At 70.6% G+C, this 20,699-nt stretch carries 20 protein-coding genes and 1 pseudogene; 13 read left to right on the top strand and 8 right to left on the bottom strand.

What is annotated here, in order from left to right; genetic code table 11:
• The first annotated feature begins 28 nt into the window (after positions 1-28).
• From glmU to H180DRAFT_RS02880, 5 genes are all read left to right on the top strand, one after another.
• Positions 29-1,531: a bifunctional UDP-N-acetylglucosamine diphosphorylase/glucosamine-1-phosphate N-acetyltransferase GlmU gene (gene glmU, locus H180DRAFT_RS02900; protein ID WP_074466572.1), complete on the top strand. Its 1,503-nt coding sequence runs from the start codon at positions 29-31 to the stop codon at positions 1,529-1,531.
• Between the two features lie 96 nt (positions 1,532-1,627).
• A complete protein-coding gene (locus H180DRAFT_RS02895; protein WP_055484308.1) occupies positions 1,628-2,605 on the top strand; it encodes a ribose-phosphate diphosphokinase in 978 nt (325 codons plus the stop codon).
• A 390-nt stretch (positions 2,606-2,995) separates the two neighbouring features.
• Entirely contained in the window at positions 2,996-3,604 is a 609-nt protein-coding gene (locus tag H180DRAFT_RS02890; RefSeq protein ID WP_055484307.1) for a 50S ribosomal protein L25/general stress protein Ctc, read from the top strand.
• Positions 3,605-3,808: 204 nt separating this feature from the next.
• A complete protein-coding gene (pth, locus tag H180DRAFT_RS02885) occupies positions 3,809-4,465 on the top strand; it encodes an aminoacyl-tRNA hydrolase (protein ID WP_079099780.1) in 657 nt (218 codons plus the stop codon).
• A 145-nt stretch (positions 4,466-4,610) separates the two neighbouring features.
• Positions 4,611-5,144 (top strand): hypothetical protein, encoded by a 534-nt coding sequence (locus tag H180DRAFT_RS02880; RefSeq protein ID WP_055484306.1) that lies wholly within the window; start codon positions 4,611-4,613, stop codon positions 5,142-5,144.
• A gap of 251 nt (positions 5,145-5,395) precedes the next feature.
• On the opposite strand, the gene ppc is transcribed toward H180DRAFT_RS02880, so the two are convergent.
• Positions 5,396-8,083 carry a phosphoenolpyruvate carboxylase gene (ppc, locus tag H180DRAFT_RS02875; RefSeq protein ID WP_055484498.1) on the bottom strand — a complete coding sequence of 896 codons (2,688 nt, stop codon included), beginning with the start codon at positions 8,081-8,083 and terminating at the stop codon, positions 5,396-5,398.
• A 382-nt stretch (positions 8,084-8,465) separates the two neighbouring features.
• Between ppc and H180DRAFT_RS02870 the strand changes: the two genes are divergently transcribed.
• From H180DRAFT_RS02870 to H180DRAFT_RS02855, 4 genes are read left to right on the top strand one after another with little or no spacing between them, the layout of a single operon-like run.
• Positions 8,466-9,473, top strand: coding sequence for an acyl-CoA desaturase (locus H180DRAFT_RS02870; protein WP_055484305.1), 1,008 nt, complete (start codon positions 8,466-8,468; stop codon positions 9,471-9,473).
• Positions 9,470-10,165, top strand: a complete 696-nt coding sequence (locus H180DRAFT_RS02865) for a TetR/AcrR family transcriptional regulator (RefSeq protein ID WP_055484304.1) — start codon at positions 9,470-9,472, stop codon at positions 10,163-10,165. Before H180DRAFT_RS02870 ends, H180DRAFT_RS02865 begins: the two co-directional genes overlap by 4 nt.
• Before the next feature lie 54 nt (positions 10,166-10,219).
• The gene (locus tag H180DRAFT_RS02860) at positions 10,220-10,513 is read left to right on the top strand and encodes a ribbon-helix-helix domain-containing protein (protein ID WP_107097567.1); all 294 of its coding nucleotides are present in this window, start codon (positions 10,220-10,222) and stop codon (positions 10,511-10,513) included.
• Positions 10,510-10,926, top strand: coding sequence for a type II toxin-antitoxin system VapC family toxin (locus tag H180DRAFT_RS02855; RefSeq protein WP_055484302.1), 417 nt, complete (start codon positions 10,510-10,512; stop codon positions 10,924-10,926). The genes H180DRAFT_RS02860 and H180DRAFT_RS02855 overlap by 4 nt, the downstream gene beginning before the upstream one ends.
• Positions 10,927-10,952: 26 nt before the next feature.
• Here the strand turns inward: H180DRAFT_RS02855 and pip are convergent.
• Positions 10,953-11,881 (bottom strand): annotated as a pseudogene (gene pip / locus H180DRAFT_RS02850) (prolyl aminopeptidase).
• Positions 11,882-12,014: 133 nt separating this feature from the next.
• Here pip and H180DRAFT_RS02845 point away from each other — a divergent pair.
• Both H180DRAFT_RS02845 and H180DRAFT_RS02840 read left to right on the top strand, forming a co-directional pair.
• Positions 12,015-12,266, top strand: a complete 252-nt coding sequence (locus H180DRAFT_RS02845) for a hypothetical protein (RefSeq protein ID WP_055484301.1) — start codon at positions 12,015-12,017, stop codon at positions 12,264-12,266.
• Positions 12,263-12,649: a PIN domain-containing protein gene (locus tag H180DRAFT_RS02840; RefSeq protein WP_055484300.1), complete on the top strand. Its 387-nt coding sequence runs from the start codon at positions 12,263-12,265 to the stop codon at positions 12,647-12,649. The genes H180DRAFT_RS02845 and H180DRAFT_RS02840 overlap by 4 nt, the downstream gene beginning before the upstream one ends.
• Here the strand turns inward: H180DRAFT_RS02840 and H180DRAFT_RS02835 are convergent.
• Complete coding sequence (locus H180DRAFT_RS02835) at positions 12,639-13,052, bottom strand: VOC family protein (RefSeq protein ID WP_055484299.1); 414 nt, start codon at positions 13,050-13,052, stop codon at positions 12,639-12,641. The genes H180DRAFT_RS02840 and H180DRAFT_RS02835 overlap by 11 nt on opposite strands.
• Positions 13,049-13,984: a methyltransferase domain-containing protein gene (locus tag H180DRAFT_RS30225; protein WP_254665834.1), complete on the bottom strand. Its 936-nt coding sequence runs from the start codon at positions 13,982-13,984 to the stop codon at positions 13,049-13,051. Before H180DRAFT_RS30225 ends, H180DRAFT_RS02835 begins: the two co-directional genes overlap by 4 nt.
• Positions 13,985-14,055: 71 nt before the next feature.
• Between H180DRAFT_RS30225 and H180DRAFT_RS02825 the strand changes: the two genes are divergently transcribed.
• Positions 14,056-14,553 carry a MarR family winged helix-turn-helix transcriptional regulator gene (locus H180DRAFT_RS02825; protein WP_055484297.1) on the top strand — a complete coding sequence of 166 codons (498 nt, stop codon included), beginning with the start codon at positions 14,056-14,058 and terminating at the stop codon, positions 14,551-14,553.
• Between the two features lie 116 nt (positions 14,554-14,669).
• Positions 14,670-15,437 carry an SDR family NAD(P)-dependent oxidoreductase gene (locus H180DRAFT_RS02820; protein ID WP_055484296.1) on the top strand — a complete coding sequence of 256 codons (768 nt, stop codon included), beginning with the start codon at positions 14,670-14,672 and terminating at the stop codon, positions 15,435-15,437.
• A gap of 66 nt (positions 15,438-15,503) precedes the next feature.
• Here the strand turns inward: H180DRAFT_RS02820 and H180DRAFT_RS02815 are convergent, their stop codons facing one another.
• From H180DRAFT_RS02815 to galT, 4 genes are all read right to left on the bottom strand, one after another.
• Entirely contained in the window at positions 15,504-16,379 is an 876-nt protein-coding gene (locus H180DRAFT_RS02815; protein WP_055484295.1) for a LuxR C-terminal-related transcriptional regulator, read from the bottom strand.
• Between the two features lie 742 nt (positions 16,380-17,121).
• The gene (galK, locus tag H180DRAFT_RS02810; RefSeq protein WP_055484294.1) at positions 17,122-18,279 is read right to left on the bottom strand and encodes a galactokinase; all 1,158 of its coding nucleotides are present in this window, start codon (positions 18,277-18,279) and stop codon (positions 17,122-17,124) included.
• The gene (gene galE, locus H180DRAFT_RS02805; RefSeq protein ID WP_055484293.1) at positions 18,276-19,352 is read right to left on the bottom strand and encodes a UDP-glucose 4-epimerase GalE; all 1,077 of its coding nucleotides are present in this window, start codon (positions 19,350-19,352) and stop codon (positions 18,276-18,278) included. The genes galK and galE overlap by 4 nt, the downstream gene beginning before the upstream one ends.
• On the bottom strand, positions 19,306-20,496 hold the full coding sequence (gene galT, locus H180DRAFT_RS02800; protein ID WP_055484292.1) for a galactose-1-phosphate uridylyltransferase: 1,191 nt from the start codon (positions 20,494-20,496) through the stop codon (positions 19,306-19,308). The genes galE and galT overlap by 47 nt, the downstream gene beginning before the upstream one ends.
• Between the last annotated feature and the right edge of the window lie 203 nt (positions 20,497-20,699).

Raw genomic sequence — 20,699 nt, 5'->3', positions numbered from 1 at the left:
CCTGACCCCGTAGCCGAAGGGCACACCCGTGAGCGCCAACCGCCCGGCAGCCGTCGTCGTACTCGCAGCAGGTGAGGGCACCCGAATGAAGTCGGCGACGCCCAAGGTCCTGCACGAGATCTGCGGCCGCTCCCTTCTCGGCCATGTCGTCGCCGCCTCACGCAGCCTCTCCCCCGAGAACCTCGTCGTGGTGGTGGGCCACGCCCGTGAGCAGGTGACCGCGCATCTCGCCGAGACCGACTCCGAGGTGCGTACGGCGGTGCAGCACGAGCAGAACGGCACCGGTCACGCGGTGCGCATGGCCCTGGAGGAGCTGTCGCGCAGCGGCGTCGTCCTTGACGGCACGGTGGTCGTGACCTGCGGGGACACCCCGCTGCTGACGGGGGAGACGCTGCAGTCGCTGGCCGACACCCACTCCGCCGACGGCAACGCCGTCACCGTCCTGACGGCCGAGGTGCCGGATTCGACGGGCTACGGCCGCATCGTGCGCGATGCGGACAGCGGCGCCGTGACCGCGATCGTCGAGCACAAGGACGCGACGCCCGGGCAGCTGGCCATCACGGAGATCAACTCGGGTGTGTTCGCCTTCGACGCGCAGCTGCTGTCGGACGCACTCGGGAAGGTGCGTACGGACAACAGCCAGGGCGAGGAGTACCTGACGGATGTGCTCGGCATTCTGCGCAGTGCGGGGCATCGTGTGGGCGCGTCGGTGGCGGGCGACCATCAGGAGATCCTCGGGATCAACAACCGGGTGCAGCTTTCCGAGGCGCGCCGGCTGCTGAACGGCCGTCTGCTGGAGCGGGCGATGCTCGCGGGTGTGACGGTGGTGGATCCGGCGTCGACGTGGGTGGATGTGTCGGTGTCGTACGAGCAGGACGTGATGGTGCTGCCGGGTACGCAGTTGACGGGTTCGACGCACTTGGCGGCGGGTTGCGAGGTGGGGCCGAATTCCCAGTTGGCGGACACGTCGGTGGGTGCGGGTGCGTCGGTGAGCAACACGGTGGCGCAGGGTGCCCGGATCGGCGAGGGCGTGAAGGTGGGGCCGTTCGCGTATTTGCGTCCGGGTTCGAGCCTGGGTGTGAAGGCGAAGGTGGGGAGTTTCGTCGAGCTCAAGAACGCGGAGATCGGCGAGGGTTCGAAGGTGCCGCATCTTTCGTATGTCGGTGATGCTTCGGTGGGTGAGCACAGCAACATCGGGGCGGCGACGGTGTTCGTGAATTACGACGGTGAGAACAAGCACCGCACGGAGATCGGTTCGCACTGCAAGACGGGTGCGGACAACATGTTTGTGGCGCCTGTCACTGTCGGGGACGGTGCTTATACGGCGGCGGGTTCGGTGATCACGAAGGATGTGCCTCCGGGGTCGCTCGCTGTGGCGCGTGGCCAACAGCGCAATATCGCCGGGTGGGTGGCGCGCAAGAGGCCCGGGAGTGCGGCGGCCCGGGCGGCGGAGAGTGCCGCGCGGGGTGAGGCCGAGGGCTCGGCTGGTGCGGCGGGCGCGCAGGGCGGCGAGGGCCCGAAGGGTGGCTGACGAGCGCGGACGGCTCCTGTCGGGTACGCGGGGCCGTGGGCCGGGGCGTACGGTTAGGACGCACGCACGCCCCGCGGAACTCAAGGAGACGGTGCAGTGACCGGGATCAAAACGACCGGCGAGAAGAAGTTGATGCTCTTCTCCGGCCGCGCCCACCCCGAGCTTGCGGAGGAGGTCGCGGATCAGCTGGGTATCGCAGTGGTCCCGACCAAGACTTTCGACTTCGCAAACGGCGAGATCTATGTCCGCTTCCGGGAGTCCGCGCGTGGCGCCGACTGCTTTCTGATGCAGAGCCACACGGCCCCGATCAATAAGTCGATCATGGAGCAGCTGATCATGATCGATGCTTTGAAGCGTGCTTCGGCGCGCAGCATCACGGTCATTGTGCCGTTCTACGGCTATGCCCGTCAGGACAAGAAGCACCGTGGGCGGGAGCCCATTTCGGCGCGGTTGATGGCGGATCTGCTGCAGACCGCGGGGGCGGACCGGATTCTCACGGTGGATCTGCACACGGATCAGATTCAGGGTTTCTTCGACGGTCCGGTGGATCATCTCTTCGCGTTGCCGGTGCTCGCCGACTATGTGGGCGGGCAGGTGGACCGGAGCAAGCTGACGGTCGTATCCCCGGACGCGGGGCGTGTGCGGGTGGCGGACCGGTGGGCGGACCGGTTGGGTGCGCCGCTGGCGATCGTGCACAAGCGCCGTGACCCGGAGGTCGCGAATCAGGTGACGGTGCACGAGGTTGTCGGTGACGTCGAGGGCCGGGTGTGTGTCCTGGTGGACGACATGATCGACACGGGTGGCACGATCTGCGCCGCGGCGGACGCGCTGTTCGCGAACGGTGCGGAGGATGTCATCGTCACGGCGACGCACGGTGTGCTGTCGGGTCCCGCGTCGGACCGGCTGAAGAATTCGAAGGTCAGTGAGTTCGTCTTCACGAATACGCTGCCGACGCCTGGTGAGCAGGATCTGGACAAGATCACGGTGCTTTCGATGGCGCCGACGATCGCCCGTGCGGTGCGTGAGGTCTTCGAGGACGGCTCGGTGACCAGCCTTTTCGACGAGCAGGCGTGAGGGGGCGGGTCCGGGCGTAGTCCGCTCGGGCCCGCCGCTGCGGCCCCGGTCCGCTGCTGCGGGTCGTCCCGGTGGGCCGCTCCGGGCGTGCTCCGGAGGCGTCGCGTCGCTCCGGAGGCGTCCCGTCGTCCGCGGGTGCCCGGACCTGTGATCGTGATCGATTTCCGCACGGCCTTCCTCGCCGCGTAGACTCCCGATGTCGCTCGGCGAGGGAGGCCGTGTTCGTGCGCTGGTCGCACGGTCCGGCTCATCCGTTATCGACGCGCGCTCTTCGCCAGGGTTTCCACGGTGGTCTCTTCCGTGGCCGGCTCTGCGGCGTGGCCGGTCTGTCGTGGACGGACCGAGTGACACCACAGACGCGGTATCCGTTTCGAGTGCGAGGAGCGCAGCATGGCTGACGTCAAACTTTCCGCGAGCATCCGTTCCGAATTCGGCAAGGGCGCTGCTCGTCGTCTGCGCCGCGAGGAGAAGATTCCCGCGGTGATCTACGGCCACGGTGAGGACCCGGTCCACGTGGCGCTGCCCAGCTACGACATGATGATGGCGCTGAAGACGCCGAACGTCCTGATCAACCTGGATGTCGAGGGCAAGAAGCAGCTTGTGATCCCGAAGGCCGTGCAGCGTGAGGCGATCCGCGGCTTCCTGGTCCACGCGGACCTGCTGATCGTGCGCCGCGGCGAGAAGGTCAACGTCGACATCCCGATCCACGTCGAGGGTGAGCTGGCTCCGGGGCAGAACCTGCTGGAGCACGTGCTGAACGCGCTTCCGGTCGAGGCGGAGGCCACGCACATTCCGGAGTCGGTCACGGTGTCCGTCGAGGGTCTGGACGCGGGCGACTCGGTCACTGCCGGTCAGATCAAGCTGCCGAAGGGCACGTCGCTGGCCGTCGAGGAGGACGACGTCGTGATCCAGGTCCTGGCGGCTCAGGCCGAGGAGCCGGCTGCCGAGGAGGAGACCGAGGGCGAGGCGGAGGCCCCGAGCGAGGTCGCCCCTGAGTGATCCGGTCTTCCGGGTCTTTCTCCGACTGCCGCCGCGTTCCCTGGCTGCACGGCCGGGTGGAGCGCGGCGGCGGTCGTTCCGCTGCCGGGCTGCGGCGCCGGTTCGCGGTCCGCCGTTACTCGTTGCGGATTCACACCTCGCCGTTCTTCATCGCCGATTCGCCCTTACCGTTCCTCGTTCCTCGACTCTTGGAGGACCGCTCTCATGACGACTGTTGCCGGTACGGGTGGTGCGGGCGGAGCCGGTGGTTCCGGTGGCGCCGGTGGTTCGGGTGGCCCGTCGGGGCCGTGGCTGGTGGTGGGCCTGGGCAATCCGGGTCCGGGGTATGCCGGCAACCGGCACAACATCGGGTTCGCGGTCACGGATCTGCTGGCGTCCCGTATCGGGGGGAAGTTCAAGGCGCACAAGTCGCGTGCGCGGGTGCTGGAGGGCCGGTTCGGGGCTCCGGGGTCGGCGTCGGGCTGCCGTGTGGTGGTCGCTCAGCCGATGTCGTACATGAATCTCTCGGGGGGTCCGGTCACGGCGCTGCGGGATTTCTACAAGGTGCCGGTGGAGCGGATCGTGGTGGTCCACGACGAGCTGGACATCGGCTTCGGCATGCTCCGGCTGAAGAAGGGCGGCGGCGACAACGGCCACAACGGGCTGAAGTCGCTGACGAAGTCGCTGGGGCCGGGCTATTTCCGTGTGCGGTTCGGTGTCGGCCGGCCGCCCGGGCGGATGCCGGTCGCGGACTACGTGCTGAGGGATTTCTCCGCTGCGGAGCGCAAGGAGCTGGACTACTTCACGGACCGGGCCGCGGACGCGGTGGAGTCGCTGGTGCTGGACGGTCTGGAGCGGGCGCAGAGCACCTACAACTCGTAGGCAGTGCACGTGAGTTGCTCTCCGATCCCCCGGCCGTGGCCGTAATCGGCCCGGGTCCGGGGAGGAGTCGGACGCATCCGCCTTTTACTGCCCAAGCGGGATGCGGAGGTTGACCCTCCGGGCGGTTTGCCCAAGGATCTCGGCCATGTCCTCCTCGACGACCTCAGCGACGGGAACCGTCCGCGTCAAACGCAGCCGCACTCGCCGCGCCGGGGAGAGCATGTTCGGGATGCTGCTGCTGACGCGCAACATCGTCCTGATTCTGGGGTCGTTGCTGCTGCTCGTCGCCGGAGGCTGGACGTCGTGGGAGACGGCGGGGCCTGCGCTGACGGGCGACGTCAAGGGCACGGTGCGGATCGCGAAGTGCACCGAGGAGACGTGTGCCGGAACGTTCGTCCCCACCGCCGGGGGCAGTTCACAGGAGCGGAAGGTGACGGTCGACAAGACCGCGTCGGGCAAGGTCGGCGAGCGGCTCCAGGTGGCGTTGCGCCCAGGTACCGATGAGGCCGTGCGTACGGGGCCTGCGGGTGTTCTCTACGGTGCGGTGCCGTTCGGGGGTTCGCTGGTGCTGGCGGGGGTCGTCTTCGTGCTGGGCATGCGGATGAAGCGGACGGCGCTGGTGCTGGGGGCGCTCGGCGTCGCGCTGATGAGCGCGTCCTGGGCGTTGCTGACGTTCTGACGCACCTCGCGGGGCGCGCCCGTGTCGCCGGGTGCAGCGGATCCCGGGGCAGCGGAATCCAGGTGCAGCTCCGGCTTCGCAGGCCGGTGGTGAGCTCCCGTCCCACCCTCACATCTCACGTTTGTGGTGTGCGGCCTCTCACATCTCACGTCTGTGGTGTGCGGCCGTGCGGCGCCGCCGCGTCGGGTGAACTCCCCGTCGCGGCGGCGCCGTTCGCGTCACGTGTCCGCTGACGGCGCGGCGGTGCCGCGTCAGCCGGTGTTGCGCAGCCCCGCTGCTACGCCGTTGACGGTCAGCAGCAGTGCGCGGCTGAGCATCTGGTCGGGCTCTTCGCCGCGCTCCGCGGCGGCGCGCTGCCGGTGCAGCAGCGTCACCTGAAGGTAGGAGAGCGGGTCGAGGTAGGCGTCGCGGATGGCGAACGTCTGCTTCAGGACGGGGCTCGCGTCGAGCAGTTCGCGTTCCCCGGTGATGCGCAGAACTTCCCGCAGCGTCAGGTCGTGTTCGGCGCGGATGGTCTCGAAGACGTGCTTGAGCTCGTCGGGTACGAGGGTGTCGACGTAGTGCTGCGCGATGCGCAGGTCGGTCTTGGCGAGGGTCATCTCGACGTTGGCGAGGAAGTTCTGGAAGAAGTGCCAGTGCTCCTGTGCCTCTTGGAGCACACCGTCGAGTCCGGCCTCTCGTGCCGCCTTCAGTCCGGTGCCGACTCCGAACCAGCCGGGCACGATCTGCCGCGACTGGGTCCAGCCGAACACCCAGGGGATGGCCCGCAGTCCGTCGAGGCCTGCGCCGCTGTCGGGGCGCCGCGAGGGCCGTGAACCCAGGTGCAGTTCGGCGAGCTGGTCGACGGGGGTGGAGGCGAAGAAGTAGGCGGGCAGGTCCGGGTCGTCGACCAGCTTCCGGTAGGCGCCGTGCGCGGCGTCGGAGACGGTGTCCATGGCGGCGTCCCAGCGGGCGAGGGCCTCGTCGGACTGGCGGGGCGCGGTGTGCAGCGCGGACGCCTGGAGGGTCGCGGCGACGGTCAGTTCGAGGTTCTCCCTCGCCAGGGACGGCACGAGGTACTTGTCGGAGATGACTTCGCCCTGTTCCGTGACCTTGATCTCGCCGTCGAGGGTGCCCCAGGGCTGGGCGAGGATCGCGTCGTGGGTGGGGCCGCCGCCGCGGCCGACGGTTCCGCCGCGGCCGTGGAAGAGCCGCAGCCGCACGCCGTGCCGGTGCGCCACGTCGCGGAGCCTGCGCTGTGCGCGGTGGATCTCCCACTGCGAGGTGGTGATGCCGCCGAACTTGGAGGAGTCGGAGTAGCCGAGCATGACCTCCTGCAGGTCGCCGCGGAGCGAGACGAGCTTGCGGTAGGAGGGGTCGGAGAGCATCGCGTCGAGGAGTTCGTCGGCGATCTTCAGCTCGTCGGTGGTCTCCAGCAGCGGGACGATGCCGATGTGGGCCCAGCCGGCGTGCAGGTCGATCAGTCCGGCCTCGCGTGCGAGCACGGCGGCGGCGAAGACGTCGTCGGCTCCCTGGCACATGGAGATGATGTAGGACTCGATGACTTCGGGCCCGAAGGTCTCCAGCGCCTTGCGGACGGTGGTGAAGACGCCGAGGGTCTTCTCGCCCGCTGCGTCCAGGGGTGCCGGCGAGGGCGAGAGGGGACGGCGGGAGCGCAGCTCCTTGGCCAGGAGCCGCTGCCGGTAGTCGCGGGGCATGTCGATGTAGCGCCAGGATTCCTCGCCGAGCCGGTCGAAGAGCTGGCCGAGGGCGTGGTGGTGGGCGTCGGCGTGCTCCCGTACGTCCATGGTGGCCAGCTGCAGGCCGAACGCGGCGATGGTGCGCAGCACCCGGTCCAGGCGGCCGTCGGCGATGAGTTCGCCGCGGTGTGCGCGCAGGGACGTCTGCAGCAGCACCAGGTCGTCGACGAGTCCGGTGGTGCCGAGGTAGTCGCGCCCCTCTGCGTGGGGTGCGCCGGAGGCGAGCCGGTCGCGGGTGTTGAGGAGCTTCTGCCGGATGCAGGTGGCCTTGAGGCGGTAGGGCTCCTCGGCGTTGAGTCGCTTGTAGCGGGGGCTGATCTCGGGCAGCCGGTCCAGGTCGCGGCTGAGGGAGTCGAGGAGTTCCTTGGTGGCGCCGCTGTTGCGGATGGAGTTGGACAGGGCGCCGCGGAGGTCGTCGATGTGTTCGAGGGCGTCGGTGATGCCGTGTTCGTGCTGGAGGAGCAGCACTTCCCATGTCACGTCGGGGGTGACGTTGGGGTTGCCGTCGCGGTCCCCGCCGATCCAGGTGCCGAACGTCAGCGGGCGGGTACCGGCGGGCAGTGGGGCTCCGGCCCGCTCGAGTTCGTCGGCGAGGTCCTCCAGTACGTCCCCGACGGCGTCGCGGTGCAGTTCGTCCAGGTAGTAGACGGCGTTGCGGGCCTCGTCGGCCGGTTCGGGGCGGGCGACGCGCAGCTCGTCCGTCTGCCAGACGAGGTCGACGTTCTCGGCGAGGCGCCGGTCGGTGCGGCCGCTGCCGTCGTGATCGTGGTGTTCCAGCAGTTCGGCGATCTTGCGGAGCTTGGTGAGGACGGAGCGGCGCGCGGCCTCGGTGGGGTGCGCGGTGAAGACGGGCCGGACGCCGAGGTTGCGCACGGTCTGCGCGAGGTGGGCGGGGTCGGCGTCCTTGAGCATGTCGGCGGTGCGGGAGAGGTTGCCGCCTTCGGCGGCGCGGCGTTCGCGCAGTTCCCGGCCGCGGTGGACCTGCTCGGTGACGTTGGCCAGGTGGAAGTACGTGGAGAAGGCCCGCACGAGCTTGGTGGCGGTCTCCAGGTCGGTCCTGCCGAGCAGGGCGGCGGCGGCCTCTCCGTCGCTGCGCGTCAGGGCGCGTACGCGTTCGACGAGGTCGAGCAGTTCCGCTCCCTCCTGGCGCACGAGGGTCTCGCCCAGAAGGTCTCCCAGGCGGCGGATGTCGGCGCGCAGGGCGCTGTTCGCCTCGGTTTCGGCGGCTGTTCCGGAGACGGGTCCGTTGCCTTCCGCCGGCCCGTTTCCGCCCGGCCGGCGGGGGGTCTCGGCACGGCTCACTTCGGCACTGCTCACGTGTGAGGCTCCTTGCAGCATTTGCTTCGGGCAGGTCACGGACCGCGCTGTCCGACGCTCCCCAGGATATGCGGGGCGGTCTTCCGCCCCTCGTGCCGTCCGATGGGTGAGCAAGCTCTCGTCTCCCCCATGCCGCCACTTGCTACGCCTGTGAGGGCTGCCATACTTACGACGCCGTAGGTTACGGTTCCGTAGGACTTGCGTGGGCACAAGACGCAGAAGTGCACGACGCAGAAGCCCCTTACCGCTCTGACAAGGGACATCTATGACGACAAGCCCCCCGGACGTTCTCGACAGCTCCTCCGACACCCAGAAGAAGCCCGCCTCCGACGCCCCGGACTCCCCCGTCGCCCTCGCGACGCTGGGCGGCGAGAAGCGCCGCTCGGCGGAGCAGGTCGCCCTGCTGGCCTTCATCGTGGTCCCATTCCTGGCGCTGCTCGCAGCGGTGCCGCTGACGTGGGGCTGGGGCGTGAGCTGGCTGGATCTGGGGCTGATGACGGCCATGTACTTCATCGGCTGCCACGGCATCACCATCGGCTTCCACCGTTACTTCACGCACGGCTCGTTCAAGGCGAAGCGGCCGCTGCGCATCGCGCTCGCGGTCCTGGGTTCCCTGGCCGTGGAGGGCCCGGTGGTGCGGTGGGTCGCCGATCACCGCAAGCATCACAAGTTCTCCGACGCCGAGGGCGACCCGCATTCGCCGTGGCGTTACGGCGAGACGGTTCCGGCCCTGATGAAGGGCCTGTGGTGGGCTCACGTCGGCTGGATGTTCGACGAGGAGCAGACGTCGCAGCAGAAGTACGCACCCGATCTGGTCAAGGACCCGGCGATCCGCGCCATCTCGCGGCAGTTCGTGCTGTGGACGACGGTGTCGCTGCTGATCCCTGCCGTGATCGGCGGCCTGGTGACGATGTCCTGGCAGGGTGCGCTGACGGCGTTCTTCTGGGGCTCGCTGGTGCGTGTGGCGCTGCTGCACCACGTCACGTGGTCCATCAACTCCATCTGTCACGCGGTCGGCAAGCGGCCCTTCAAGTCCCGCGACAAGTCCGGCAACGTGTGGTGGCTGGCGATCCTCTCCTGCGGTGAGTCGTGGCACAACCTGCACCACGCGGACCCGACGAGCGCCAGGCACGGCGTGGAGAAGGGCCAGCTCGACTCGAGTGCGCGCATCATCCGCTGGCTGGAGCTGGCGGGTTGGGCGTACGACGTGCGCTGGCCGGCCCGGTCCCGTATCGACTCCCGCCGCAAGGAGCCGTCCCGTCAAGCGGCATGATGGGGCCCGTGCCGACCGATGACAGCTCCGCCAGTCCCGCAAAGGCGAACAGGGCAGCCAAGAAGGAGAAGCGCGCCGCCCGTCGCAGGATGAGCGGCAAGGAGCGCCGCGAGCAGCTCCTCGACATCGGACGTGCCCTCTTCGCCGAACGTGGCTTCGAGGGCACGTCCGTGGAGGAGATCGCCGCGAAGGCGGGTGTCTCCAAGCCCGTGGTGTACGAGCATTTCGGCGGCAAGGAAGGTCTCTACGCCGTCGTCATCGACCGCGAGATGCGGCAGCTCCTGGACATGGTGACGGGTGCCCTCACAGGGGGGCACCCGAGGGAGCTGCTGGAGCAGGCGGCGTTCGCCCTGCTCGACTACATCGACGTCTACACGGACGGTTTCCGCATCCTCGTCCGCGATTCGCCCGTCGCACAGTCGACGGGCAATTTCGCGTCGCTGATCAGCGACATCGCCACTCAGGTCGAGGACATCCTGGGCCGCGAGTTCAAGTCCCGCGGCTTCGATCCGAAGCTCTCGCCGCTGTACGCGCAGGCGCTGGTCGGGATGGTGGCGCTGACGGGGCAGTGGTGGCTGAACGTCCGCAGGCCGAAGAAGGCCGAGGTCGCCGCGCACCTGGTGAATCTGGCCTGGCACGGCTTGGACGGGCTGGAGGCGAAGCCGCGTCTGATAGGTCACAGGCGCAGCTGAAGGGGCTGGCCCGATCCGCTGCCCGGCTCGCGGCACCTGGGTATGCTGGCATACATGAAGCGAACCACCGTCAAGCTCGACGACGCCCTCGACGCCCGGATGCGGCACGAGGCCACTCGTCGCGGCCTCACGGTCTCCGAGTGGACGCGCGAAGCGATCGCGGAGCACCTGCCGAACGGGGGGCACCAGGGCCGGGCCCGTCGCCGCTTCCGGTCGGCCGGGTCCGGCGACAGCGGCCGCACGGACATCGCCGAACGCATGGAGGAGATCCTCGCCGGCCTCGCCGAGGGGACCGACATACTTGGTGAGGACGGAGACGAAGGGCGCGGCCACCGGCTGAGCGCATGAGTCCGCTCGTCGTCGATGCGGGCCCGCTCTATGCGCTGCTGGACCGGAGCGACTCCTGGCACAAGCCCTGCACCGAGCTTCTGGAAACGCACACGGGTCCGCTGGTCGTCCCCACGCTGGCGATAGCCGAGGTGGCGCACCTCGTGGAGAGACGGCTCGGCCCCCGGACGGAACTGCTGCTCGCTCAGGACTTCGCCGAAGGAGCTTTCAGCGCCGAACCCGTACGCCCGGAGGACTGGCTGCGGATGGCCGAACTGACGGCCCGGTACCTCGACTTCCCGCTCGGCATGGTGGACGCCTCCGTCGTCGCATGCGCCGAGCGCCTCGGAGCCGCCGAGGTCGCCACAGTCGACCGCAAGCACTTCGCCGCCGTGCGACCACGGCATGTGGCCGGCTTCACGCTGCTTCCCTGACCGCCGCGAAACGTGGCGCGGCAAAGTCAGTTCGCGGCGAACTCGTCGAGGGCGCTGCGGATCTCGCCGCTCATCGCGTCGCTGCCCAGATGGCCGGCGTCCTCCACGACGACGAGGCGGGAGCCGGGCCAGGCGCGTGTCAGTTCCCACGCGGTGCCCAGGGGCCCGCCCAGGTCGAAGCGGCCGTGGATGAGAATGCCGGGGATGCCGGCGAGGCGGCCCGCGTGCCGTATGAGCGCCCCCTCCTCCAGCCAGGCTCCGTGCGAGAAGTAGTGCGCGCAGATGCGTACCAGAGCGTGCCGGGCCTCGGGCGGCCGGTCACCGTACGTCCTGGGGGCGCCGCCCCGGGTTTCCATGGAGAGCACCGTGTCCTCCCAGCGGCACCATTCGCCGGCTGCCTCGTCCCGTACGGCGGGATCCGGGTCGGCCATGCGCCGCGCGTACGCCGCGAGGACGCCCGGCAGCCCCGCTTCGGGACCGCTTCCGGCACGTGCTCGCGGAAGCGGTGCCACTCCTCCGGGAAGAACCGGCCGGCACCGCGGTAGAGCCAGTCGATCTCGGAGCGCCGGGTGGTGGTGACGGCGGGAATGACGATCTGCGAGACGCGGTCCGGGTGCCGCTGTGCGTACGCGAGGATCAGCGTGGATCCCCAGGAGCCGCCGAAGAGCAACCACCGCCCGATGCCGAGGTGTTCGCGCAGCAGCTCCATGTCGGCGATCAGGTGCGCGGTGGTGTTGTGGCTCATGTCCGTGGCCGGGTCGGAGGCGTGCGGGGTGCTGCGTCCGCATCCGCGCTGGTCGAAGGCGACGACGCGGTACCGGTCCGGGTCGAAGCGGCGCCGGGCGAGGGTGCCGCAGCCCGAGCCGGGGCCTCCGTGGACGACGAGGGCGGGCTTGCCGTCCGGGTTTCCGCACACCTCCCAGTGGATGCGCTGGCCGTCGCCGACGTCGAGCATGCCTTGTCCGTACGGTTCGAGCGGCGGGTGGAGCGTGGGCACGGCCGGTCACCTCTCCGATGTCGGAAGGAGCCGCACGATGCCGTTTCGAGGAAGCCGCAGCAACTTGTATACGGACACGTATACTTGCGCCATGGCTGACTCGATGATCCGCGTGCCCTCCGAGGTGCGCGACCGGCTTGCCGAACTCGCGAAGGACCGCGGATCCTCCATCGGCGCCATAGTCGGCGAGTACGCCCGATCCACTCCGACCGAGCAGGAGATGGCCGCCAAGGCCGCCGAAGCCCGGCAGATCCTTTACGAACTGTCGGGATACAGGGCGAGCGAAGAAGAGGAGCGAGCCTCACTCGCCGAACTCGAACGACGGATCCAGTCTCTTCGGTGAGCCGGGAGCGATTCGTCTTCGATGCGTCCGCCCTGCTCGCGGCGGGCTCCGGCAACCAACTGGCGTCGACTCTGATTCATCAGGCCAACCTCAAACCCGAGTGGTCGTTGTACGTACCGCTGTGCGCGCTGGTGCAGGCCGAATGGGACCGGAAGGGCATCGCCGAGCACTTCGCCGCTCTGCCCGGCGTGGCATTCCTGGAGCTGGATCTGCCGGCAGCCCTGACCACGAGCAAGTCACCTCCTGAGACGTGGTCGGAGTCCCACGTGGTTCACGCCGCCACCCCCGGCCCGCTCTCCCCCGTCTCGCCCGACGGGGGGACGGTGGTGACGACCCGGCCCGAGCACTATCCGGGCCTGCGCACCCTGGACATCAGGCCGTGAGCGTGGGCTCCAGGAACTCCAGCCTGTTGCCCACGGGGTCCTCGGAGTAGATGCGGCGGTGGCCGGGCAGGTCGTCGTCCCGGACGACGGGCGCTCCGGCGTCGGCGAGGCGCGCGGCGAGGGCGTCGAGGCCGCGCACGCGGATGCCGGGATGGGCCTTCCGTGCGGGGCGGAAGTCCTCCTCGACGCCGAGGTGCAGCACGACGGAGCCGGCCGTGAACCAGCAGCCGCCCCGCGCGGCGAGCACCGGGGGCTTGGGGATCTCCGTCATCCCGAGCACGCCCGCGTAGTACGCGCGCAGAGCGTCCTCCGAGCCCGGTGGTGCGGCGAGCTGCACATGGTCCAGCGAGTCGATCGCGGGGGCCGCCGGGCCGGCTCCGGGCTCCCCGGCGGGGCCCGTCATCGCTTCACCGCGACGACGAAGATGCGGCGGAAGGGGAAGACGGTCCCCCGCGCGGGGTCGCCGCCCAGCGGCGGATAGGCCTCACGCAGCAGCTGCCCGTACTCGGCGAGGAACGCCGACTCGGCCTCGGGGTCGTCGGCGAGCAGCGTGAGGACGGGCCGCAGCGCCGTGCCCTTGACCCAGTCCAGGACGGGGTCCTCGCCGTGGAGGAGCTGCGCGTACGTGGTCTCCCACGCGTCGACGTCGCAGCCCAGCGGTTCGAGTTCGGCCAGGTGTTCCGCGGGGGAGCGGACGGAGCCGCCGCGGGCCCCGGCGCCCAGACGGGCCCTCCAGCGCGGCGAGTTGCGCAGTTCCAGCAGGAGGGTGTGGCTGGGGGCGTCGAAGTTGCCGGGGACCTGGAAGGCGAGGACGCCGCCGGCCGGCAGGACAGCGGTCCAGGTCCGGAAGAAGCCGGTGTCGGTGAGGGCACCGTCCTGGCCGGTGCCGCCGGGGGCGCCCCCGGGGCCGCCTTCTCCCGGGAGGCCTCGCCCCTCCTCCCCGACGGGGTGCACCCTGTTCTTCCCCGAACCGGCAAGCACCCATTGGAGCGCCGCGTTGGAGAAGATCAGGTCGAAGCGTTCGCCGCGTGCGGGGCGCCATGTGGCGAGGTCGAGGTGGGTGAATTCGAGGCTTCCGCCGGCGGGCGTCCTTCCGGCGTGGGCGCCGGCTTCGCGCAGCATCGCCGGGGAGTTGTCGTAGCCGGTGATGTGCGCGCGGGGCCAGCGGTCGGCGAGCATCGTGGACGGGCCACCGGGCCCGCAGCCCAGGTCGGCGATGCGGGGGGCCTCGTCGTGCGGCAGTGCGGGCACGCGGGCGAGCAGGTCGGTGATCGGTCGGTTGCGGTGTCCGGAGTGCCGTGCGTACTGATGCGGATCCCACACAGGTGACGTCATGGGGGCAGCCTCCATCCGAAGTATCTCGATGTCAAGAGACTTCATGTCGACACAACTACTACACTGATCACATGGAGGACGAGGTCGACCGACTGGTGGCAGCCTGGCGCCGAGAGCGCCCGGACCTCGACGTGGAACCGTTGGAGGTCCTGAGCAGGGTCAGCAGACTCGCACGGCACCTCGACCGTGCGCGCCGGATCGCCTTCTCCGAACACAACCTCGAGCCCTGGGAGTTCGACGTCCTGACCGCCCTGCGGCGAGCGGGCACGCCGTACCAGCTCTCGCCCGGTCAGCTCCTCACCCAGACCCTCGTGACCTCGGGGACGATGACGAACCGCATCGACCGGCTCGCCAAGAAGGGCCTCGTGGAGCGCCTGCCCGACCCCAGTGACCGGCGGGGCGTCCTGGTGCGGCTCACCGTGGACGGACGCGACCGCACCGACAGCGCACTGGCGGGCCTCCTCGACCAGGAGCGCGCGATCCTCGCCGAGCTGTCCTCCGCGCAGCGGGCCGAACTGGGTTCGCTGCTGCGCAGGTTGACCGCGCCCTTCGACAACATTCCCGGCTGACCGAGCGTCGCTTCGCTGCGAACTCACCGCGCTCGCAAGGCGGTTGGCGCCGGTGCCCCGCCGGGTGGCGGGTTCCCCCGCTGCGTCGCGCACCGCGCAGCCCGTAGCATCCGTGCATGGGCGGACGTCATTCGGATCGATTCGCGGGACGCACCGTCCTGGTCACCGGCGGTGGCGCAGGCATCGGAGCCGCGACGGCTCACAGGCTGGCCGACGAAGGTGCCGCGGTGGTCATCCTCGACCGCGACGAGGACGACGGCCACCGCACGGCACGCGAGATCACCGCCTCCGGGGCGCGCGCCGCGTTCGTGCTCGGCGACGTCACCGACGAACCCGCCTGGGCCAGGGCGCTGCGCACGGCGCACGAGGGCTTCGGCCCCGTCGACGGACTGGTCAGCAACGCCGGGCTGATGCTGCCGGGCCCGGCCGGTGAGCTCTCCCTCTCCGACTGGCAGTGGCAGTTGGGCGTCAACCTCACCGGAGCCTTCCTCGGATTGCGTGCCTGCCTCGACGACCTGCGCGCGCGGCGCGGAGCCGTCGTGCTGACCTCGTCCGTGCAGGCGCTCGTGGGTCTGCGGGAGCGGCCGGCGTACGCCGCAGCGAAGGCGGGGCTGACGGGGCTCGGACGGCAACTGGCCGTCGACTACGGGCCGGAGATCCGCGTCAACAGCGTGCTGCCCGGCCCGATCGTGACCGGCGCGTGGGAAGGCACGAGCGAGGAGGACGCCCTGCGGACGGCCGCGCAGACCGTCGCCGGCCGCTACGGGCACCCGGAAGAAGTGGCCGCCGTCATCGCCTTCCTGCTCTCCGACGACGCCTCGTACGTGACGGGCACGAGCCTCGTCGTGGACGGCGGGTGGAGCGTCTACAAGACCTCGCTGTGATCCGTGCGCGGCGGGCGGACCGCCCGGACGCGCCGGCAGCCTGGGCGCCCGCACCCCCGGGCGGGCTCAGCGCGCGGCGCTCGGCTCCACCTCGGCCGGGCCGACTCCCGCCCTGCGGGCCAGCGCGACCGCGGCGAGCGTCGAGTGGACACCGAGCTTCCCGAGGACGTTCTGCATGTGCGTACGGACGGTGTGAGGCGAGAGATACAGCCGCTCCGCCACGGCCTTGCGGCCGAGCCCGGCGACCATGCAGCGCAGGACCTCGCGCTCCCTCGGCGTCAGCGACTCCACGAGGCGCTCGCTCTCGGTGCGGTGCTTGCGCGAAGCCGTCAACTCCTTGAGTACGCCCGTCAGAAGCGCGGGCGGCAGATGCGTCTCGTCCTTCAGCACTCCGCGGATGACCTGGAGCAGCCGGGAGAGCGAACAGTCCTTGGCGACCCAGCCGCCTGCGCCGGCCTGAAGTGCGGAGGCCGCCTGCCCGGGGTCGTCCCGCTCGGCGAGCACGATGGTGCGCACCTCGGGGTGTTCGCTGCGCACTCGGCCGACGAGCGGTATGCCGCCGGGGCCCGCCTCGGAGGTCGCGGCCGTGCCGGCGGAGGGACGGGAACCGCCGCCGGGGCCCGAACCGCCCGCCGCGGCGTACCCGTTGGGGGCGCCGTCGCGCGGGACGACGGTGGGCGGGGAGCGGTCGGCGCCGTTCGCTGCGGCAGCCGCGGGGCCGGTGCCCGCGGCTGCGGTGCCGGCCGGTGCCGACAGGTCCGCGTCGACGAGCATCACGTCGAAGCGCCGTCCCTCGGCGGCGCCCCGTTCGAGATTGCGCATCGCGGCCTGGACGCTGCCGGCGGCGGCGACCTCCACATCCTGCTCGGCCGCGAGCGCAGCGGCCAGGGACTCAGCGAAGATCCGGTGGTCGTCGACCACCAGCACCCGTATACGTTGCATGTCGCCCCCTGGCAGTGCGGGTTCCGTCACCCCGTGGCGAAGGCAAGAGATGGGTGTTCTGGGGGAATCTCCTCGCCCCGCTGGGCCCCCTCCCACACCGCAGGCGTGGAGAGGGCACCGCCGCGCCCTTGCCTGCCAACCCGGCATCCCTGCCCGGCGTGGCCTGCCCGGCCGCCCGCCCCCTGACTGACACCGGCCCCCACCGGTGCGATGCGTACGACTCAGGGTAAGGCCGGTCGATGACGACGGAAACCGATTGGCGAAACTGGTTGGGCATGGCGTGATCTGACAGAGATGTTCCGTCTCGGGACACGCGCCGACGAGCGAAGACGCCGTCAGGTCCACGAAACCCTCAGCGGAACCGACTCCCGCAGAGCAGCGGTGGTGCGCGACCTGCGCGGAAGACCTTCGGATTCCGAAGTACCCGTCGAGGTCTACGCGTTCGGGCGCGGGCGCGTTCGCGGGCGGTCCCGCCGGCGACGCGTGGTCCCGCCGGCTGCGCACCGAACTGCTGTGGGTGGACCAGCGGTTGCGCGGTTCGGGCCCGGGCTCCGGCTCATCACCGCCGCCGAACCGCAGGGCCGCGACGAGCACGGCTGCGTCGGCTCACGCGTGGAGACCTTCGAGTTCCAGGCCCCCGGCTTCTGCACGAAGACGGGCTGCACCCTCGTCGGAACCGTCGAGGACTGCCCGCCCGGCTCGGCCGCACCTCTTTGTCGAACGCCCGTGACCGGCCGCCTCGTCAGACGTCCGCGAGCCGCCGCGCGCCGGGGCCCGGAACCGCCTCGAAGACCCGCGGCTCGCGGTGCCCGGCCGCCGCAAAGGCCTCAACCACGGCCTTGGATACGGAATCCGCATCCGCGGCCCGTACGAGCACGATCGCCGAACCGCCGAAGCCGCCGCCGGTCATGCGGGCGCCGAGTGCGCCGTTCGCGTTCGACGCCGCGACAACCAGGTCGAGTTCGGCGCAGGAGACCGCGAAGTCGTCGCGCAGCGAGGCGTGTCCGTCGGTCAGCACGGGCCCGACTGCGTGCGTCTCACCGGCGTCGAGGAGGCGGAGGGTGCGCTCGACGCGCTCGTTCTCGGTGACGACGTGCCGCACCAGCGGGCGCAGCGACTCGTCCTCGATGCGTTCGAGCGCGGACGGCAGATCCCCGTACGCGACGTCACGCAGACTTCCTACGCCCAGCGCCGCGGCACCCGCCTCGCAGCCGGCCCGCCGCTCGGCGTAGGCGCCGTCGCCCAGCGCGTGCTTGACGCGGGTGTCGACCACCAGCAGCCGCAGCCCCTGCGCGGCGAGGTCGAAGGGGACCTGCCGCCTGGTCAGATCACGGGTGTCCAGGTACATCGCGTGCCCGGACGTGCAGCAGGCGGACGCCATCTGGTCCATCACGCCGCACGGGACGCCGACGAAGTCGTTCTCCGCGTGGCGGCACAGCTCGGCCAGCCGGGGTGCCGGAAGCTCCACTCCGTACAGGTCGCTCAGGGCCAGGGCCGTGGCGACCTCGAGGGCGGCGGAAGAGGACAGCCCGGCCCCGGTGGGCACGCTGCTCTCGAAGTGCAGGTCCGCGCCGCCGACCCGGTGCCCGGCGGCGCGCAGCGCCCACACCACTCCCGCCGGGTAGGCTGCCCAGCCGCCGCGGTCGCCGCCCGTGGGGCCCTGCGGGGCGAGGCCGTCCACGTGCAGCTCGGTGACCCCGCCGGGTGCGTCGGCCGAGTGGAGCCGCAGGACGCCGTCGTCGCGGCGGGCGGCCTCCACGCGGCAGGTGTGCGGGAGGGCGAGCGGCATGACCAGGCCGTCGTTGTAGTCGGTGTGTTCGCCGATCAGGTTGACCCGGCCGGGCGCCGCCCACACGCCTTGGGGCGTCGCCCCGTACACCTCGCGGAAGCCGTCCGTCATGGAGTGCCCGCCTGCCCCTCTTGGCCGTCCGGCCCGTCCTGCCCGTCCTGCCGCTGGGTGAAGTCCCAGGCGTCCCGCACGATGTCGGCGAGATCCGTGCGTGAGGGGTGCCAGCCGAGGGTGTTCACGGCCCGCTCGGCGGATGCCACGAGCACCGCCGGGTCGCCCTCACGGCGCGGCGCGGCCTTCTCGGGCAGGGGGTGGCCGGTCACCTTGCGGACCGTCTCGATGACCTCGCGCACGGAGAACCCGTTGCCGTTGCCCAGGTTGCAGATCAGATGCGTCCCGGCGGGGACGTTCCCGGGCCCGGGCTCCCCGCCGCCCGCGGTCATCGCGGTCATGGCGAGGAGGTGCGCCTCGGCGAGGTCGGCGACGTGGATGTAGTCGCGGACGCAGGTTCCGTCGGGCGTCGGATAGTCCTCGCCGAACACGGAGACGGCTTCACGGCGGCCCTGGGCGACCTGGAGCACGATCGGGACGAGGTGCGACTCGGGGTCGTGGCGCTCGCCGTAACGCCCGTATGCGCCCGCGACGTTGAAGTAGCGCAGCGACACCGCGGCCAGGCCGTGCGCGCGGCATTCACCGCTGATCATGTGGTCGACGGCGAGCTTGGAGGCGCCGTAGGGATTCGTCGGGGCCTCGAAGGCGTCCTCGTGGATCGGCGTCCGCAGCGGTTCGCCGTAGGTGGCGGCCGTCGAGGAGAAGACGAGGCGGCGCACCCCCGCCTCGCGCATGGCGTCCAGCAGTTCGATGCTGCCGCCGACGTTGTTCCGCCAGTACTTGCCGGGGTCCTGCACGGACTCGCCGACCTGCGAGTGGGCCGCGAAGTGCAGCACACCGTCGTACGTGGCGTCGAGCACACGGCCGGCCTGCTGCACGCGCCCCTCGACGAACTCGGCGCCCTCCGGCACGGCCTCGCGGAAACCGGTGGAGAGGTCGTCGAGCACGGTGACGGAGTGCCCTGCCTCCAGCAGGTGCGCGGCGACGACGCTTCCGACGTATCCCGCGCCGCCTGTGACCAGGTACTTACCGGTGTGCTGTGCGGGGGTCGCTCCCCGTGGGCTGGCGGTCACTGGCTACCTCTCGCAGTCGTTCGGCCGCGCTCTCGGGCGGCACATCGTTGATGAACACGTTCATCCCGGATTCGGAACCCGCGAGGAACTTCAGTTTGCCGGAAGTCCGTCGGATGGTGAAAAGCTCAAGGTGGAGGGCGAAGTCCTCGCGGGCCACGGACGCCGCCGCACCGTCTCCCCCGCCGCCCTGCGGCCGCCCGCTCGCGGGCAGCGTGAACGGCGCCTGGTGCCAGCCGGCTATGTAGGGGGTGGGCGGCTCGTCCGGGCCGAAGAGACGGTCGAAGCGCCGCAGCACCTCCAGATACAGGGCCGGGAAGTCGGCCCTCGCCTCCTCGCTCAGCGCCAGCAGATCCGGTACCCGCTCCCTCGGGTACAGGTGCACCTCGTACGGCCAGTGGGCGGCGTGCGGCACGAACGCGACCCAGTGCGCGCTCTCGCACACCACGCGCCGGGCATCGGCCAGTTCGGCGGCGACCACGTCGTCGAAGAGGTTGCGTCCGCCGGTGCTGCCGGCGTGCCGGGCGAGGGAGCGGAGCATGCGCTCGGTGCGGGGGGTGGTGAAGGGGTAGGCGTAGATCTGGCCGTGCGGGTGCTGGAGCGTCACGCCGATCTCCGCACCCCGGTTCTCGAAGCAGAAGACCTGCTCGACACCGGGACGCTGGGAGAGCTCGGCGGTGCGGTCCGTCCACACCTCCAGCACCAGCCGCGCCTGTTCGTCGGTGAGGGACGCGAACGAGGCGTGGTGGTCGGGGGTGAAGCAGACGACCTCGCAGCGCCCGGCGCCGGGCCGCTGCGCCGCCAGTCCGTGCGGCCCGGCGGCGGTTCGGGGGCCGGGGCCTCCGGTGAAGGACGGGAACCGGTTCTCGAACACGGCGACGTCGTAGGCGGGTTCGGGGATCTCGCTGAGCCGTCCGTCGCGGCTCGGGCACAGCGGGCAGGCGTCCGCGGGCGGGTGGTACGTGCGTTCCTGCCGGTGTGCGGTGACTGCGGTCCACTCGGCGAGCAGCGGGTCGTAGCGGATCTCGGAAGCCGTCGACGTCGCTCCGAGCGGGCGCCGGTCCACGGCATCGCGCACCGCGTCGTCACGCAGGTCGTAGTAGATGATCTCCCGGCCGTCGGCGAGCCGGTTCGAGGTCTTCTTCAAGGGTCCGCTCCTCACCGTCCGGCCGCCCTCATCGCCAACATAATCGCACACAAGAAATCAGAGACCAACAGAGCTGAACCGCAACGGTCGTTCGGAATGTAGGCGCATACGGTACATATGCGGCATCGGCGATCGAGGTTCAGCACGCGCCGCCGCGATACCCGCGGTTCGCCCCGGCGCGCGGACGCCGGACTCCCCGGCGT

The sequence above is a fragment of the Streptomyces sp. WMMB 322 genome (assembly GCF_900090145.1).
Taxonomy (GTDB): domain Bacteria; phylum Actinomycetota; class Actinomycetes; order Streptomycetales; family Streptomycetaceae; genus Streptomyces.
The sequence above is the reverse complement of the archived record's forward strand: the minus strand, read 5'-3'. Positions and strand labels throughout refer to the sequence as shown.